The 15,906-nt window shown below is 35.6% G+C and carries 18 protein-coding genes; 13 read left to right on the top strand and 5 right to left on the bottom strand.

Features of this window, described 5'->3' with window-relative positions; all coding sequences use genetic code 11:
• Window positions 1-93: 93 nt before the first annotated feature.
• Window positions 94-804 (top strand): histidine phosphatase family protein, encoded by a 711-nt coding sequence (locus ACXKY9_RS16670; protein ID WP_001042056.1) that lies wholly within the window; start codon window positions 94-96, stop codon window positions 802-804.
• A gap of 279 nt (window positions 805-1,083) precedes the next feature.
• A complete protein-coding gene (locus tag ACXKY9_RS16665) occupies window positions 1,084-1,866 on the top strand; it encodes a putative protein N(5)-glutamine methyltransferase (RefSeq protein ID WP_002196763.1) in 783 nt (260 codons plus the stop codon).
• A gap of 263 nt (window positions 1,867-2,129) precedes the next feature.
• Here the strand turns inward: ACXKY9_RS16665 and ACXKY9_RS16660 are convergent, their stop codons facing one another.
• The gene (locus ACXKY9_RS16660) at window positions 2,130-3,095 is read right to left on the bottom strand and encodes a quinone oxidoreductase family protein (protein WP_000645260.1); all 966 of its coding nucleotides are present in this window, start codon (window positions 3,093-3,095) and stop codon (window positions 2,130-2,132) included.
• Window positions 3,096-3,218: 123 nt separating this feature from the next.
• Between ACXKY9_RS16660 and ACXKY9_RS16655 the strand changes: the two genes are divergently transcribed.
• The 3 genes from ACXKY9_RS16655 to ACXKY9_RS16645 all read left to right on the top strand — a co-directional run bounded on the left by ACXKY9_RS16655 (window position 3,219) and on the right by ACXKY9_RS16645 (window position 5,401).
• The gene (locus ACXKY9_RS16655; RefSeq protein WP_000403876.1) at window positions 3,219-4,112 is read left to right on the top strand and encodes a LysR family transcriptional regulator; all 894 of its coding nucleotides are present in this window, start codon (window positions 3,219-3,221) and stop codon (window positions 4,110-4,112) included.
• Between the two features lie 300 nt (window positions 4,113-4,412).
• Window positions 4,413-4,925: a DUF2690 domain-containing protein gene (locus ACXKY9_RS16650; protein WP_000473748.1), complete on the top strand. Its 513-nt coding sequence runs from the start codon at window positions 4,413-4,415 to the stop codon at window positions 4,923-4,925.
• Between the two features lie 17 nt (window positions 4,926-4,942).
• Complete coding sequence (locus tag ACXKY9_RS16645; RefSeq protein ID WP_000767005.1) at window positions 4,943-5,401, top strand: DUF2690 domain-containing protein; 459 nt, start codon at window positions 4,943-4,945, stop codon at window positions 5,399-5,401.
• Between the two features lie 112 nt (window positions 5,402-5,513).
• Here ACXKY9_RS16645 and ACXKY9_RS16640 read toward each other — a convergent pair whose 3' ends face one another.
• Window positions 5,514-6,050: a GNAT family N-acetyltransferase gene (locus ACXKY9_RS16640; protein WP_001235428.1), complete on the bottom strand. Its 537-nt coding sequence runs from the start codon at window positions 6,048-6,050 to the stop codon at window positions 5,514-5,516.
• Window positions 6,051-6,278: 228 nt separating this feature from the next.
• Window positions 6,279-6,767 carry a DinB family protein gene (locus ACXKY9_RS16635; protein ID WP_000903461.1) on the bottom strand — a complete coding sequence of 163 codons (489 nt, stop codon included), beginning with the start codon at window positions 6,765-6,767 and terminating at the stop codon, window positions 6,279-6,281.
• A gap of 184 nt (window positions 6,768-6,951) precedes the next feature.
• Here ACXKY9_RS16635 and ACXKY9_RS16630 point away from each other — a divergent pair, with 184 nt between their 5' ends.
• Entirely contained in the window at window positions 6,952-7,428 is a 477-nt protein-coding gene (locus ACXKY9_RS16630) for a DinB family protein (RefSeq protein ID WP_113623480.1), read from the top strand.
• A gap of 192 nt (window positions 7,429-7,620) precedes the next feature.
• A complete protein-coding gene (locus tag ACXKY9_RS16625; protein WP_002101155.1) occupies window positions 7,621-8,658 on the top strand; it encodes a DUF4003 domain-containing protein in 1,038 nt (345 codons plus the stop codon).
• A gap of 125 nt (window positions 8,659-8,783) precedes the next feature.
• Here the strand turns inward: ACXKY9_RS16625 and ACXKY9_RS16620 are convergent, their stop codons facing one another.
• Window positions 8,784-9,548 carry a DUF817 domain-containing protein gene (locus ACXKY9_RS16620; RefSeq protein WP_000965755.1) on the bottom strand — a complete coding sequence of 255 codons (765 nt, stop codon included), beginning with the start codon at window positions 9,546-9,548 and terminating at the stop codon, window positions 8,784-8,786.
• A 275-nt stretch (window positions 9,549-9,823) separates the two neighbouring features.
• Between ACXKY9_RS16620 and ACXKY9_RS16615 the strand changes: the two genes are divergently transcribed.
• The 5 genes from ACXKY9_RS16615 to ACXKY9_RS16595 all read left to right on the top strand — a co-directional run bounded on the left by ACXKY9_RS16615 (window position 9,824) and on the right by ACXKY9_RS16595 (window position 13,901).
• On the top strand, window positions 9,824-10,858 hold the full coding sequence (locus ACXKY9_RS16615; protein ID WP_000902703.1) for a FecCD family ABC transporter permease: 1,035 nt from the start codon (window positions 9,824-9,826) through the stop codon (window positions 10,856-10,858).
• Window positions 10,859-11,875 carry a FecCD family ABC transporter permease gene (locus tag ACXKY9_RS16610; protein ID WP_000722682.1) on the top strand — a complete coding sequence of 339 codons (1,017 nt, stop codon included), beginning with the start codon at window positions 10,859-10,861 and terminating at the stop codon, window positions 11,873-11,875.
• Between the two features lie 21 nt (window positions 11,876-11,896).
• Complete coding sequence (locus ACXKY9_RS16605; RefSeq protein WP_000728198.1) at window positions 11,897-12,805, top strand: iron-hydroxamate ABC transporter substrate-binding protein; 909 nt, start codon at window positions 11,897-11,899, stop codon at window positions 12,803-12,805.
• Window positions 12,806-13,022: 217 nt separating this feature from the next.
• Complete coding sequence (locus tag ACXKY9_RS16600) at window positions 13,023-13,574, top strand: GNAT family N-acetyltransferase (protein WP_000178468.1); 552 nt, start codon at window positions 13,023-13,025, stop codon at window positions 13,572-13,574.
• Between the two features lie 99 nt (window positions 13,575-13,673).
• On the top strand, window positions 13,674-13,901 hold the full coding sequence (locus ACXKY9_RS16595; RefSeq protein WP_001047304.1) for a coiled-coil domain-containing protein: 228 nt from the start codon (window positions 13,674-13,676) through the stop codon (window positions 13,899-13,901).
• Window positions 13,902-13,973: 72 nt separating this feature from the next.
• Here ACXKY9_RS16595 and ACXKY9_RS16590 read toward each other — a convergent pair whose 3' ends face one another.
• Window positions 13,974-15,299 carry an ArsB/NhaD family transporter gene (locus ACXKY9_RS16590; protein ID WP_000437992.1) on the bottom strand — a complete coding sequence of 442 codons (1,326 nt, stop codon included), beginning with the start codon at window positions 15,297-15,299 and terminating at the stop codon, window positions 13,974-13,976.
• A 253-nt stretch (window positions 15,300-15,552) separates the two neighbouring features.
• On the opposite strand from ACXKY9_RS16590, the gene ACXKY9_RS16585 reads away from it, so the two are divergent.
• Window positions 15,553-15,903, top strand: a complete 351-nt coding sequence (locus ACXKY9_RS16585) for a YojF family protein (RefSeq protein ID WP_000407045.1) — start codon at window positions 15,553-15,555, stop codon at window positions 15,901-15,903.
• Window positions 15,904-15,906: the final 3 nt, after the last annotated feature.

The raw sequence follows: 15,906 nt of genomic DNA, 5'->3' as shown, positions 1-15,906 counted from the left end.
TTTTTTTATTAAGCGGATCTACTGACGTATATTTTGCTCAATGAATAATTGAGGTGGTAAAATTGATATAGAAACGTAAAGGGAGAGAATGAAATGAATAAGCGAGAAACACATAGCAATGAGAATGTAGTGACGTTATATGTTACAAGACACGGTAAAACAATATTAAATACGAATCATCGCGCGCAAGGTTGGGCAGATTCTCCTTTAGTAGAAAGAGGTGTTGAAGTTGCCACAAATTTAGGAACAGGATTAAAAGATATTCATTTTATGAATGCGTATAGTAGTGATAGCGGCCGCGCAATTGAAACTGCTAATTTAGTATTAAAATATAGTGAGCAATCAAAATTAAAACTTGAGCAAAGAAAAGATTTGCGAGAATTAAATTTCGGTATTTTTGAAGGTGAAAAACTTGAGAATATGTGGGATGTGGTTGGAAAAGCTGCAGGCGTTGCATCACCAGAAGAACTCTTGAAGCTTTCTATTCAAGAAGTGATTAATCTTATTAGAGTAGCAGATCCGACAAAACAGGCGGAAGATTGGGAATTGTTTTCTACTCGTATAAAAACAGAGATAGATAAAATTAGTGAAGAAGCTGCTGAAAATGGTGGCGGTAACGTCTTAGTTGTCGTTCATGGGCTTTTGATTACTACCTTAATAGAAATGTTAGACAGTAGCAAAACAAAACTTGGAGTGGAAAATGCTAGCGTGACGAAGATTGTATATCAAGATGGAACATACACAGTGGAGTCGGTTGGAGATATGAGTTATGTTGCAAAAGGGAAAGAAAGTGTGGAAATATAATACTATCTTAAATAGATATAAGAAAAGGAAGTTAGTAAAATCTAGCTTCCTTTTTATTTTTTAGTGCATCATTTATAAGGTTATATTGGGATATTATAATGAAACTTTCTATTGTGTAGAACGTTTCTTTGTTCAACAATCGGGTCATTTAATTGAATAAGGGCGTATTTTTTTGAATAGGACCACTTTGTTAAAAAGGATACATCCAATTTTTAGCGAATACAGGGTTATAAATAAGAAAAAGTGGTGAGATAAATAGGAAAAGAATGTAATTCCTTTTTGGACAATAAAACGGAAAAATGTATAATTAACAGACTTCAGAGCGCGGGTTGTGTTTTCGCAGAAGAAGAGACCCGGTTACTTATTTCAGCAGCCCGAACTCCAGAGGAGCTCAAGAGAATGGTGGAAATGCGAGCCAATGGTTTGCCACTTGAATATGTTGTTGGATACGCAGAATTTTGTGGGTTGCGGATAGAAGTGGACCGAGGTGTTTTCGTACCTCGTCAACGTACCGAGTTTCTTGTTCGCCAAGCAGAAGCTCTGTTATGCTTTGGTGATATCGTCGTTGATCTATGTTGCGGTTCAGGTGCTGTGGGTGTAGCTCTGGCGGCAGCTTTAGGACGAATTGAATTGTATTCTGTTGACATTGATCCTGTCGCAGTACGATGTGCTAGCCGCAACGTAACAAATTTCGGTGGCCATGTTTTTGAAGGTGACTTGTATAAAGCTTTGCCTCACGCACTTAAAGGCCATGTGAATACCCTAGTTGCAAACGTACCTTATGTTCCTACCGAGACAATAAAGCTGCTTCCACAGGAGGCCCGTCTACATGAACCGAAAATGGCGCTAGACGGAGGAGAGGATGGACTCGACATTCAGCGAAGAGTAGCAAAAGAAGCATTTCTCTGGCTCGCATCGGGAGGGCATCTTTTAATAGAGACGAGTGAAATGCAGGCAACTCAGACTTTTGAAATCTTTGCTGGTGCTGGGCTTACCACGAAAGTGACTAGAGATGAGGAATTAGATGCCACTGTTGTTATAGGATCAAAATCTAGTTTTTAGCTTAAATCGGTACGTAGCCTTATTCATAAATAAAAATGATAATTTTCTAGCAATATACAAATAAAAGAACATATGCAATTAAAGGGAGTTTTAATTGAGAAAAGAGCTCAAAAATTATTCGAGTGATACATGGGATCGTTATTTGAAGAAGTAAGGACATAACATATTAGTTATATAAAATATGTTATGTCCTTTCATTTATCAATTTTTTTCACTATAGGTCTTCACAAAATTTTAATCTAGCTTTCTTTTCATTTTATGAATTATGGGATCAATAAAATCTTCCCAGTACTTTTTCTGCTCTCTAATAATTCATGTGCACGGGCACCGTCTTGTAAAGAGAATGTAGTAGGACTTGCAATGTTCAATTTTCCAGTAGCGATCCAATCAAATAATTGAGTAGAGCGCTGCTTACGTTCTTCAAAAGTAGTAAGTACGTTCCAAAGGTCTCCGCCAGTTAAAGTTTTCGAAGTATCCATAAGCATACGTGGATCAATGGGCGCAGGATTACCACCGGCCATTCCGTAAAATACGACAGTACCACCGATTTTAGTAGCGTTAAAACTTTTCTCTAGTGTAGAGCCTACTGATTCATATACAACATTTACTCCAGTACCATTTGTTATTTCAAGTACTTTTGAATGCCATTTTTCAGTATATAAAAATACGTGATCAGCCCCAACTAACGTGGCTACTTTGGTTTTTTCGGTTGATGACGTAAGACCGATTACTTTTCCGCCTAGTAGTTTAATCATTTGAATAAGAAGTTGACCAACGCCACCAGCCGCAGCATGGACTAAAGCTGTATCACCTTGTTTTATTTGATAGCTATCTTTCGTTAAATAATGTGCCGTTAGACCTTGCAATAAGATAGAAGCGGCTGTTTCAAAAGAAATTGAATCTGGAAGCGGGATTGCTTTTTCTGCTGGAACGGCAACTAATTCTGCATTTGCGAATGGAACGTCAGCAAATGCAATACGGTCTCCAGGATTGATAGTAGTAACGTTAGCACCTACTTCTTCAACGATACCAGCGCCTTCATAACCTAATATATAAGGAGGGTTACCAGCGAGGTGATAATCACCACGGCGTCTATAAATATCTGCGAAATTTAGACCGATTGCTTTCGTGAGGATAAGAATTTCATTTGGATTAATGATTGGATCAGGGATTTCTTTATATTGAAGTACATCAGCATCTCCGAATGTTTCGAAACAAAGTGCTTTCATATGGAATACCTCCATTTTATTGTTTGTCGATGCTCTTTATCATACAATATAAATATCAATAGACAAAGAGGATTATTTCGATGAAATCAATCGGAAATATCGATTGAAAAAGAGGGATGATAAATGGAGATAAAACAATTAATTACATTTAAAGTAGCAGCAGATACTTTGAACTTTACACAAACTGCGAAGAAATTAAACTTTGCTCAATCGAGCGTTACAGCACAAATTAAAACGTTAGAGGCTGAGCTCGGTACACCACTATTTGAGAGATTAGGGAAACGTCTTTTCTTAACTGAAGCAGGAAGAAAGTTTCAACTATATGCAGACAAGATAATCGCACTTAGTAACGAAGCAAAGACGGCCGTGAAAGATGATGAGGAAATAGCAGGTACGTTAATAATTGGTGCACAAGAAAGTCAATGTACATACAGATTGCCTTCTATATTAAAGAGGTTTAAAATACAATTCCCCAAAATAAAGCTTATATTTAAACCAGCACATTCCAATAAAGATGCGAAGGAACAATTGATGGAGGGAAAAGTAGATCTTGCATTTATTTTGGACGAATGTAAAACAGAAGATGTTTTACATGTGGAACCACTTATGAAAGAAGAATTAAAAGTAGTAGCTGCTCCAGGGCATATTTTACTTGAACAGACTACTGTTTCTATAAAAGATTTAGAGAGTGAAACACTTTTATTAACAGAATTAGGCTGCTCATATAGAACTTTATTTGAAGAGCTATTTCGCGGGGAAGATCTATATCCAGCAAATAAAATTGAGTTTGTTAGTGTGGAAGCAATTAAACAATGTGTTATTGCAGATTTAGGTATAGCCGTTTTACCAGCGATAGTAGTAGAAAAAGATATACGGGAAGGGACGTTAAAGGAGTTAATGTTAAACGAAACAATACCTCCAATTTATACACAAATTGCTTGGCATAAAGATAAATGGATGACAGCACCACTGCAGCAATTTATTGATGTAACGAGGGAGTTTTTTACAACAAATTAAGTGGAGAAATATTTATTTTATATAAAAGAAAAAATGGCAATTTTGTATAAAGAACTGATGCTTGAATATAACAAGTATCGGTTCTTTTATGTTTTAAATAAAGGATGCTATAAAATGTGTATTTCTCAACTTTTTTTCTTACAAGGATAAGTAAAGTTCTTCGTATATTCCAATAATCATAAGGGAATTTACAACGTTAATTCGTTTTTGTAAGATGCCTCTAGGAAGCATGGAAGGAGGGCTGACACAGCAGTATAGGTTGTGTTTAGTATACATAATCATTTTGAGGGGGAATTAAAAATGTTTAAAAAGTTAATGAAAGTATGTGTGTTAAGTGTAGCGAGTGTAGGGGTATTATTTAGTTTTCAAGAAAGTACATTTGCAGCTACTGATCTGAGTAGCTATTATGACGGAAAAAATCCAGCAACAACGAAAGTATACGGGGGAAGTACAACATGTGATGCAGATGGATTTAATGCAAAGTCTACAGCAGTTTATGAAGGTAGTAAAAAAGTAGGAACAGTGTATTTACGTTACAGTAATACATGTCATGCGGCATGGTCTAAGCTTGTTTTAGATCAACCAGCACCTTCTGTTTCTGGAGGAGTATATGCTTACGCTGTTATTAATAAATATAAAAATGGTGTATTCCAAAAATCAGTAGATTCTAATAGTGGTAATGGAGCAATTAAAACGGGGCAAACGAGCACTTATACAGGAATGGTGTTTGATTTGACTGCTGATTTTGGTTATACAGCTGATGCCGAAGCAGTGACGATTAATAATGGTTACGGGAAAACTGGACGTTATTAATAAAGGAGTGGAATCCTGTGAAACTTATTAAAAAGGTAAGCGCATGTCTTTGTCTGGCATTGCTCGTCGTAACTAGTGTGTTTAGTACGACCAATAATGATAAAGCATTTGCAGAAGACCATTCGTATGATGGGAAAAGTCCGTATTACAATAGTTGTGATCAATCAGCAGTAACGAAAGAAAAGAAGTGGATTGATTCAAATTCTTATGTGGAATTAAAATTTAGCACGACGTGTAAAACAGCGTGGGCAAAAGTTACTTATAATAATGAAGCTGATGCAAGGATTGTTAGAAAAACAGATGGAAAGGCATACACTTGCGGAAGTGCTGGAGGAAATGGTGTTGTAAATAAAGGGCAAACATCATGCTATACGCCAATGGTATATGATTTAGATCCAAGAAAAGCACAAGCGCAGGGGAAACATGCAATTCCGAATAGTGATGCATATAATTATGCGGAGACTATTTGGTATTGATACGATTATACATGTTTTAAGAGCTGTTATTTGATATAAAAATGAAAGAGCCTTACTGCATTTTATTGTGGTAAGGTTCTTTAAAATTGTTTAATAGATTAAGTACATTCATTTACAAAGGTCTCTCTATATAATCACTTTTAAGTATGGCCATAATAATTTCATCTGAGTATGTATCGTTATAAAATAAAGATTGACGTAAGGTTCCTTCTTTTGCAAAACCAACTTTTTCATAAGCTTTAATTCCGCGTAAATTATGGCTAAATACTTCTAACTGTAAACGATTTAATGATAGTTGTTCAAAAACAAATCTTAAAACGATTTTAATAGCTTCAGTTCCATAACCTTGTCCTGTTAATGCTATGGAAAGCATTGATATTCTGAATCCTGCTCTTTCGTTCTCCTCATCGATATCTAAAAGCGACAACTCTCCAATCATCTCGTCAGTACTTTGTAAACAAATAGCGAAATCATAGCGACTTGAATCATTATTTATATGATCTATATGTTTCGTAATTTGCTCCAATGAAAAAGTGGACTTAGTTCCAGTCATATATCTTATTTCATCATCCATTGTACTTTCTAATATAATAGGAGCATCTAGCTGGCAAAGAGGCCTTAAATAAATTCTTTCGCTCTCTAATCTCATTATAATTTTCTCCTTTAGTTAGTAATTGAATGTATAAATACTTAAACTTTCTTCAATGAGTTACATAAAAAATATGAACCTTAATTCGATGTTACATGAATTTTATAATGGTATGGTATACCTAAAACAAATAATAAAAGTTTTATACACAACAAAATGTATCAACGAGTTTTTTGATCATACTATTATTCTTGCTGCCCATTCCGCTTTGAAATGAACATGAATGTATTAACTAAGGTCTGTATCAGGAGGAGTATATCCAAGGTGCCTGGCCATTGATACAATTTGTCCTTTATGATGAAACTCATGGGTTTCCGTATGAGTTAAAAGCCATAGCGGAGTTGTACTCCAAGGCCCTTTTTGCCACTTTACTTCATTTGCAATATTTTCGAGCCAACGGTCATTGTATTCATCTAAAAAACGTTGTACAGTCTCATCTACTAACTTAAATCTAGCGCGAACTTTTTTCACATCTGCATGCTCAATTTCGTAATCGCTAGCAAATGAAAAGTCTACTCGCTTTTGTTTAAATGCGAATGATCCAAGCCAGTATCGGTAGCAATCGGCTACATGAATATGAGTCTTTATAATGCTACCGCTCCCGAAATTAGGAACTGTGCTATGTAATTTTTCTACTGGGATTTCTTCCAAAAACGAAAATAGAGTTTCTCTTGTAGAGCTAATAAGATTATATTGCTGTTTTAAAACATGTAACATGAAATTAACACTCCTCTTTTATTTACTAAACTATTTGTGTAATAAGTAATTCTATATGTACGAGAGGTGAACCTTTTTATTATTTTTACTAAGCATATTAGATGTATTTCTTCATTGTTTCTGATAGATTAAACAAAGTGAAACTTTAATGAATTGAACATTCTTAGTTCATAATAAAATGTACATGAAGAAGGAGAACGATAAAATGAATAGAATAATTGGTCTAAAACAATTTGAAATAACGCGCGGGGCATTACTTAAATTTATGGAGACGCTAGATGATAAAACTGTGGATACGCAGCCAGAGGGTTTTAACAATACAATTCGTTGGCATATCGGTCATGTATTAACGGCAGCAGAAGTTTTCATGTTTGGAAAAGAATTCAAACAATTACCAACTGAATATCCAGGTATGTTTGGATATGGATCAAGACCATCTAAATGGACAACAGAAGGACCATCATTAGAAGTGTTAACGGTCCAATTAAAAGAACAAGCAAAACGTATTAAAGAAATTCCAGCAGAAGCATTTGAAAATAAACTGCCAGAGCCATTTCTAGGATTGGAAACAGTTGGTGAGCTTTACGGTATGATGCTTTATCATGAAGCTGATCATATTGGACAAATGAAGGCGATGGAACGTATTATTAAAGCTCTTTAGTCTTAATTGCATATAACAAGCAATACAGGTGTAATGTTAAATGATATAAACAAAAAAGGTAGATAAATTATTATCTACCTTTTTTGTTTAACTTCTTGAAGGATTAGGGAGTATCATCGTGATGCTGATGAAGAAGGATAAGAGGATTTTATAATTTTTATGGTGTGATTATTAATTGTAGTATTCCTAAATATGGAATATAAGTATAATGATAGAGAAGAACTAGAAATAGGGGTGAATACTATGATTACATTAGAGCAAAAGTTGGAGCAATATAAACATACATATGTACAGTTAAAGGGAGAACTAAAATGGAAAACGAGCGATTCTCGAACAGGAATGATGATTGCTGCTATGTATGCAGGTAGTGATAAACTGTTTGATCGCGGACGTTTTTTAGAAATTAGTAGTTATATTAAGAATCAGGTAGGGATGTTTTCATACTTAAAGTCTTATCATCGTTTTGTAGTGGCAGCAACATTAGATATTCACTTTACAGATTACCAGAAAGCTTTTCGGGAGTTTTTAGATTTATATGAACAATTGGTCACTGGTGGGTTTAGCCGCAGTATATTTACTTATCTCGCAGCAGCTGTACTTTTAACAGAAGAAAATGAACAGCATGGCGCGCACATTCAACGCTCAATGCAAGTATATAAACGCATGAAAAAGGATCACCTCTTTCTTACAAGTACAAATGATTATCCGCTCGCGGTTTTATTAGCAGGACAATCAGAGAATGTAGACACACTTATGGACCGAGTGGAACGCCTTTATCAGAAACTAGCGACAGCTGGTTTGCATAAAGGGAATGATCTTCAATTTTTGAGTCATATTCTTTCACTAAAGAAGGATGTCAGGGAAGAACTGTTAGTCGCAAAATGCACAAATATATGGAATTTGTTAAAGCAAGAAAAGGTAAAAGTAAAACAGATGCATTACCCAGCTATCGGGTTACTAGCGTTACTCGAGGATGGAGAAAAAGAGATTCATTCTATTAGAGCATTTATTGAAAAATTGCAGGGGGATAAATTGTTCCGTTGGCATACAGATACAAATATTCTTATTGCTATTCAACTGTTCGTAAGTCAGAAAGGTGAGGAAAGTAAAACTACCAACACAGGTTTACAAACAATGATAGAAGTCCTCATACAAGCACAACAGGCTGCTATGATGGCAACGATTGCCGCTTCATCTGCAGCAACATCTTCTGCTAGTAGTAGTTCATAATGTGCAACTGCTTATACTCTTGTAAATTATAACTCCTTTGATAAGGTTGGTTTAAAAAATATTACTAAAAAAAAGCCCATCACTCTCTAATGATTGATGGGCTAACTGTTTTTACATAATTAGCATTATCTTTTTGATTGCTTCAAATGTTTGAGCTGCGTGACAATCATAATGCTAATAACAACGAGTAAAAACCATGAGCTGATTTTACTTAAGTGAACGAGATTCCAAGCTTCCCGTTGGTTTGGATATTGCCATGCACCGAAAAATGTTGCGATGTTTTCTGCAATCCAAATAAAGAATCCGATAAGAAAAAAGGAGAGAACGAGCGGCATTTTATATGTAACGCCTCGTAATGAAAATTCCACAAATGTTCGAAAGAAAACGATGAATAGAAGTAACGTTAAGAACCATCTAAAATCGTATAGAAAATGATGTGTGAAAAAATTGAAGTAAATCAGTGCTCCTAGAGGTATTACAAAAATAGCTTTCGGCCAATGATGCATTTGTAAATGCAATCTTCTCCACGCTTGGCATATGTAACTGGCAACACTTGCATACATAAAGCCGCTGTAAAGTGGAACTCCAAAAACCTTTGAATATGCCTCTTCCGGATAACTCCATGAACCGAAATGAACTTTATATATTTCTAGTAAAAGGCCGATGAGGTGGAAGACAGTAATTACTTTTAATTCGTCTTTCGTCTCAAGGCCAGTCTTGTACATAACCCACTGCATAAGAAGGCATACGATGAGTATGAAATCGTAGCGGTATAACCCTGGGATCGAAACGATTTTTGAAAGGGCTAGTGTTAAGAAAATAACGACTGGGAATAAGCAGGATAATGCTTGTTCATAAGTAAAATAGAGTAGTTGTTTTATATATAACATTGCATCACCTTGGATGTTTTTATTTGAAAACTCAAAATAATGATTAAGTATACTACACTTTTAAAAATAAGCTAGTATTCTATTTTGCGTGTATTTGTAAGTTTTGGAAGGGAATTGTAATAAGTATTTTAATATTTAACGAAGTAAAAAAATAGTTTGCTATTTAAAAAAAGTGAGGATATAATATCTAAATGAAAATGATAATTATTATCAGTAATGATTATAAATTAAAAATAATTATAAAAAACAACTGCATATAAAGGATGAAATGAAACATGTTACATAAGTCTACTATACATGCTGGCAATAACCGCTGGATACATATTAAGTTCATATGTTTTATGAGCTTAACAATTATATGTTTAATTGGATCTATATTTTTGGCCGTCGCATTTGGTGCAAAGGATATTCATTTGCAAACGGTGTGGACAGCGGTTTTTGATTACAATCCGAAATTAACGCAGCATCAAATCATTTACGAATTAAGGCTCCCAAGGGTAATTGGCGCAGCAGTTGTAGGAGCGGCTTTTGCGGTCGCTGGGGCTGTTATGCAAGGAGTAACACGAAATCCTTTAGCTGATGCAGGTGTACTTGGCATAAATGCAGGTGCGATGTTTGTAGTAGCACTTAGTTTTGCCTTTTTTCCGCATATGCCGTATTCCTATTTAATGATTGTCTCCTTTATTGGAGCGGTCTTAAGTACAGTACTCATTTTTATTATCGGATCGGCCACATCAGGCGGATTAACACCGATGAGATTAACGATCGCTGGGGCAGTTATGGCTGCGCTTTTACATTCGTTAAGTTCAGGTGTCGCGATTTATTATGACTTAAGTCAAGATTTAGCTTTTTGGTACGCTGGTGGTGTTGCAGGGGTTAAGTGGGAACACTTGAAATTTTTAGTTCCTATTATTCTCATAACAATTGTTTTTGCGACAATTTTAGGGCGGTCTATTTCACTCATATCAATGGGGGATGATGTCGCTACGAATTTAGGAGTAAAAACGAACCGAACGAGAATACTAGGGATGATTATAGTAGTCATTCTTGCAGGTGTATCTGTTTCAGCTGTTGGCTCTATTGGATTTGTAGGACTAGTTATCCCGCATATTGCTAGAAAATTAGTTGGTGTGAATTATCGACTCATTATTCCTATGTCAGCATTATTAGGTGCTATGTTATTAGTTTTAGCTGACCTAGGGGCAAGAACAGTAAACCCTCCTAAAGAACTGGCGATAGGAATTATGGTGGCTCTTGTTGGAGTTCCGTTCTTCCTCTATATAGCACGTAAAGTTGGGAGGGAGTTGTAAGTGAAGAAGATTTTAAACACAGATAAAACGAGAGCCGTTACTGTAACTACAATATTTGGTTGTATTAGTATCGCTGTCATTTTGCTTAGCTTAAATACGGGGACACTTAGCATTGCACCGCTCAAAGTAATTCAAACGCTTTTCGGTCATGGTGATTTTGAGAGTGCAACCGTGCTGTACGATTATCGTATGCCAAGAATTATAATCACAATGTTAGCTGGTATTGGCCTTGGGATTTCCGGTGCGATTTTGCAAGGGTTATCAAGGAATGCGTTGGCCGATCCTGGTATTCTTGGACTGCATTCAGGTGCATCTTTCGGGCTAATTATATTCGTTACTTTCTTTCATTCTATTAATGAGAATGCATCGATATTAATACCGTTATTTACATTTGGCGGAGGAGTATTAGCTGCATTTCTTATTATTTTACTTGCGAGTGATCGATCAAAAGGTTTACTTCCCATTAGACTTATTCTCGTTGGTATTGCGGTTTCAGCTGGCTTTAGTGCAATTTCGTTATTTTTCTCTCTCAAGTTAAATGATGAGACATATACATTCGCTTCTAGATGGTTAGTTGGTAACGTGTGGGGAAGGGATTGGATTCATGTCCTTGCATTATTACCTTGGATTTTCATACTAACTCCGTATGCATGGCTAAAATCTGAAACGTTAAATGCATTGTCACTCGGTGATAGTGTGGCAGCGGGACTTGGTGTTTCTGTTCAAAAAGAACGGTTACTCCTTTTAGCTACAGCGGTTGGATTATCTTGCGCGAGTGTATCGATGGCAGGAGGGATTGGTTTTATTGGTTTAGTTGCTCCGCATATTGCAAGAAAGTTAGTAGGTACTACGTATCAACATTTCCTTCCACTAGCTGGCATTATCGGAATGATTATTTTAGTGCTAGCAGATACGATAGGTCGTTCTATATTTGAGCCAAACTCTATTCCAGCTGGTGTAGTAGTGGCAGCTTTAGGAGCGCCGTATTTTCTTTATTTACTTACAAAAACAAAATAAATACTTCAAAGAGGAGAACATATGAAAAAGAAACTTACTATTTTATTTAGCATCATGTGTATTTTAGTACTAGCAGCATGTGGTCAAACGAAATCTAATGAAGAGGCAACGAAAAAAACGAAAAAAAGTAATGACCCAAAAATCGCCTCTATGTCTATTCATTTAACGAATGATTTACTTGCATTAGGAATTACACCAGTAGGTTCTGTTATTGGTGGAGATTTAAAAGATTTCTTACCGCACGCTAAAGAGAAGTTGAAAGATACGAAGAAGCTTGGTGTTGTAACAGATCCGAATATGGAAGCGTTACTTCAATTAAAGCCAACTGACATTTATGTTGATGAAAAATATGCTGGTAAAGATGTAGCGAAATACGAAAAAATTGCAAAAACGCATACTTTCAATTTAGATGAAGGTACATGGAGAGACCATTTAAAACAAGTTGGTAAACTTGTAAACCGTGAGAAAGAAGCGGATCAATATATTCAAGATTACGAAGAGCAATCAAAACGAGTAAAAGGTTTAATAGATAAAGAGCTAGGTAATAACGAAAAAGTAATGGCAATTCGCGTTACTGCAAAAGAATTACGTGTATTTAGTACGAAAAGACCGATGGGACCAATTTTATTCCAAGACTTAGGATTACAACCTGCAAATGGTGTAGAGAAAATCAATGGAAAACGTCCTTTCGAAGTCATTTCACAAGAAGTATTACCTGACTTTGATGCAGATGCGATTTTCGTTGTTGTAAATAGAGATGATAAAGCAAAAGCTGCATTTAAACAACTTCAAGAAACACCAATTTGGAAAGACTTAAAAGCTGTTAAAGGCAAGCATGTATATATTATCAATGACCAACCATGGCTTGACTATTCTGCTTTAGGTAACAAAATGGCAATGGATGAAGCAGAGAAAATGTTTACGAAATAATATAGTTTTGCTATTAGGAAAGGCCCTCTAAATTTGGAGGGCTTTTTATTATTGTTAGAATAAACGAAAAATTATACAATGAAGTTAATTTCGTGTAGAGGAGATGTGCCAATGTCAGCGCTTATTGTAAGTATCCCGTTTATAAAGCAGTTTATGGAACAAGGGGATAAATAGGCTAAAATAAGTATCCCCGTTATTAAAAAAGGGGGAGTTTGAAATGACGATGAATCTTTTTCAAAATAAAATTGTAAAATTATCCGCTATTAGAGAATCAGATGCTGTAGTAATGGTTATGTGGCAAGAGGATAGTGAGTATTTAAGAAATGTCGATACAGATGTAGCGTTTCCGCAATCGTTACAAGAAATAGCAAGTGATGAGTTATTAAAAGGACGGAGATCGAATAGTGTTTCTTTCATGGTAAGGACAGTTCAAGAAGATCGCTTAATTGGTTTTGTGGCGATTCATGGTATAGAGTGGAATAACAAAACAGGTTTATTAGCCATTGGTATAGGAGATGCGAATGATAGAGGAAGAGGATATGGGAAAGAAGCAATACATCTTATTCTAAAGTATGCTTTCTATGAATTGAATTTACACCGCATCGGTCTCGATGTTATTTCGTATAATAAACCTGCCATTGCATTGTATAAAAAGATGGGTTTTCAAATGGAAGGCTGTATGAGAGAAGCGGTTCAAAGAGATGGGAAGTGTTTTGACCGTATGATTATGGGGATATTGCGGGATGAATGGATAGAGCTGCAAGGTTAGAAAGTACATTCGAAATTATATATGTAGTATGCAGGAGATATAATGGTAATTGGCGAAAATTTACAGTGTGTTGATTGAATTTATAAGGAGTCATGTAAAATGAATTTAGAAAAGGCAAAACCAGTAAATGAAGAGGTCGCCGAATTAAAAGAACTTATTAAAGAGTTACACGGAAGTGTGCACCAACTTCAAAGTGAAGTGCAGCAACTAAGGCACGAAAGACCAGTTGTTGAAGTGAGAAAAGGTGTTCAATTATCACCAACAATTGTCGGACAAATTGGTGGTATGATTTTAGGTGGTTTAGCAATTATCGGTATATTTTGGTGATGAAAAAAGGTTTGCAGCACGGATGCTGCAAACCTTTTGTATTTGACGATATAATTTCATGCAATACAACTTTTACATTAAATAACGTAAATATATATAAGCATGTGATAACAAGAGTGCAACAATAGTTAATGGTAAACCAATTTTTAAGAAGTCCATATAAGAGAAGCCATGTCCTTCACGTTTTGCAATACCAGCAACGACTACGTTTGCAGATGCACCGATTAGTGTTCCATTTCCTCCTAAGCAAGCTCCAAGAGATAACGCCCACCATAGTACTTCGATTTGCGGAGAATCGACAGATAGTCCGAGTCCTGTAGCTAAGTCTTGAATAAGAGGAATCATCGTTGCGACAAATGGGATGTTGTCGATTGTCGCAGATGCGATGCCAGATACCCATAAAATAAGTATAGCTGCGAATCCGATGTCACCGTTTGTTACGTCGATTACTTCTCTTGCAAGTGAAGAGATAAGTCCGATATCAATTAACCCGCCAACGAGAACAAATAATCCGGCGAAGAAGAAAATGGTTACCCATTCAACATGGGCAAATACATCTTCAATATCATGTTCTTTCACGCCGATTAACATAAGAAGTGTAGCGCCTGTCATCGCGATAACAGCAGCGTCTACATGAATAATCGAATGAAGTACGAAGCCTAAAATAGTTAGTCCTAAAATCGAAATAGATTTTAAAAGGAGGCTTTGATCTTTAATGTAATCTTTTTCGTTTAATGCCATTAGTTTTTCGATTTGTTCAGGTGTTGTTTTTAGTTTGTTACGATACATGAAGTAAATAATGCCAAGTGTCACGATAGAAATAATAATTACGATTGGAGCTAAGTTAAGTAAAAAGGCGTTAAAGTCTAAATGCTTGTTTGCTGATCCAATCATAATATTAGGTGGATCACCGATTAATGTTGCTGTTCCGCCTATATTTGAAAACAGCACTTCTGAAATCAAATAAGGCACAGGATTTACTTTTAAAATACGTGTAATGGATAATGTAACAGGAACGATTAATAAAACAGTCGTTACATTGTCCAAAAATGCTGATCCGACAGCAGTTAATAGGGATAGTAATAATAAAATGCGAATCGGTTTTCCACCAGCTGCTTTTGCCGCTTTAATGGCCACAAATTCAAAGACGCCTGATTGACTCGTAATATGTACGAGAATCATCATCCCAATTAAAAGGGTAATCGTTTCCCATTGAATATGTGATGTGAAAGCAGTATGTAAATCTACAACTCCAAAAATAATCATAATAGCAGCACCGAATAGTGCGATTACAGCACGATTCAATTTCTCAGAAATAATAAATCCGTACGTGATTAAAAATACGGCAATTGCAAAATAATATTGCCAATTTGCTACTTCATGTGCTGACTGTTCCAATCATGTCACCTTCTTTAAATTATGTATTCAATTGTCGAAATGTATCTCGCTGCAATAATACGGGATAAAATATATTGTAGCAAATTCAAAAAAGAAAGAAAACTATTTAACAAAGTGAAGGAAAAAATGTATTTTTTACATATCATATAAAAAACACAGTGCAAATTATTAGGAAAAGTGAGCGTTGTCCTCTAATATAGAGATAGCAATTTACATTATTTTTGCGTAAAATGGTTTAAAGAGGTGAATTCCGATGGAAATAGTAAAAGATAGTTCTCTTATTCAAAATGAAATTGAACGTTTTGTAAATAAAGATGTATATATTCATTTAGAAACGACAAACGGAGCGTATGCATCACACATAAATGAAAAGATGATGACAGTTGGTGCTTTCATTCGAAATGCGATTATCCGTTTTGAACGCGGGAAGATAACTGGAACAAATCCATACCGAGTTGGTTTGAAAATGGATCACGGTTGGGTATATGCTGAAGGTATTACGCACTGGGAAGTAGACGATCAAGAGCGTTTATTATTAGCTGGACATGATAATTTAGGTCGTCTAGCAGTTGCACTTGAGTTAAGCTTAACACCATTTAAGTAAGAA

It is taken from the genome of Bacillus sp. 2175 (assembly GCF_057812155.1).
This window is presented reverse-complemented; position numbering and strand designations above follow the sequence as displayed.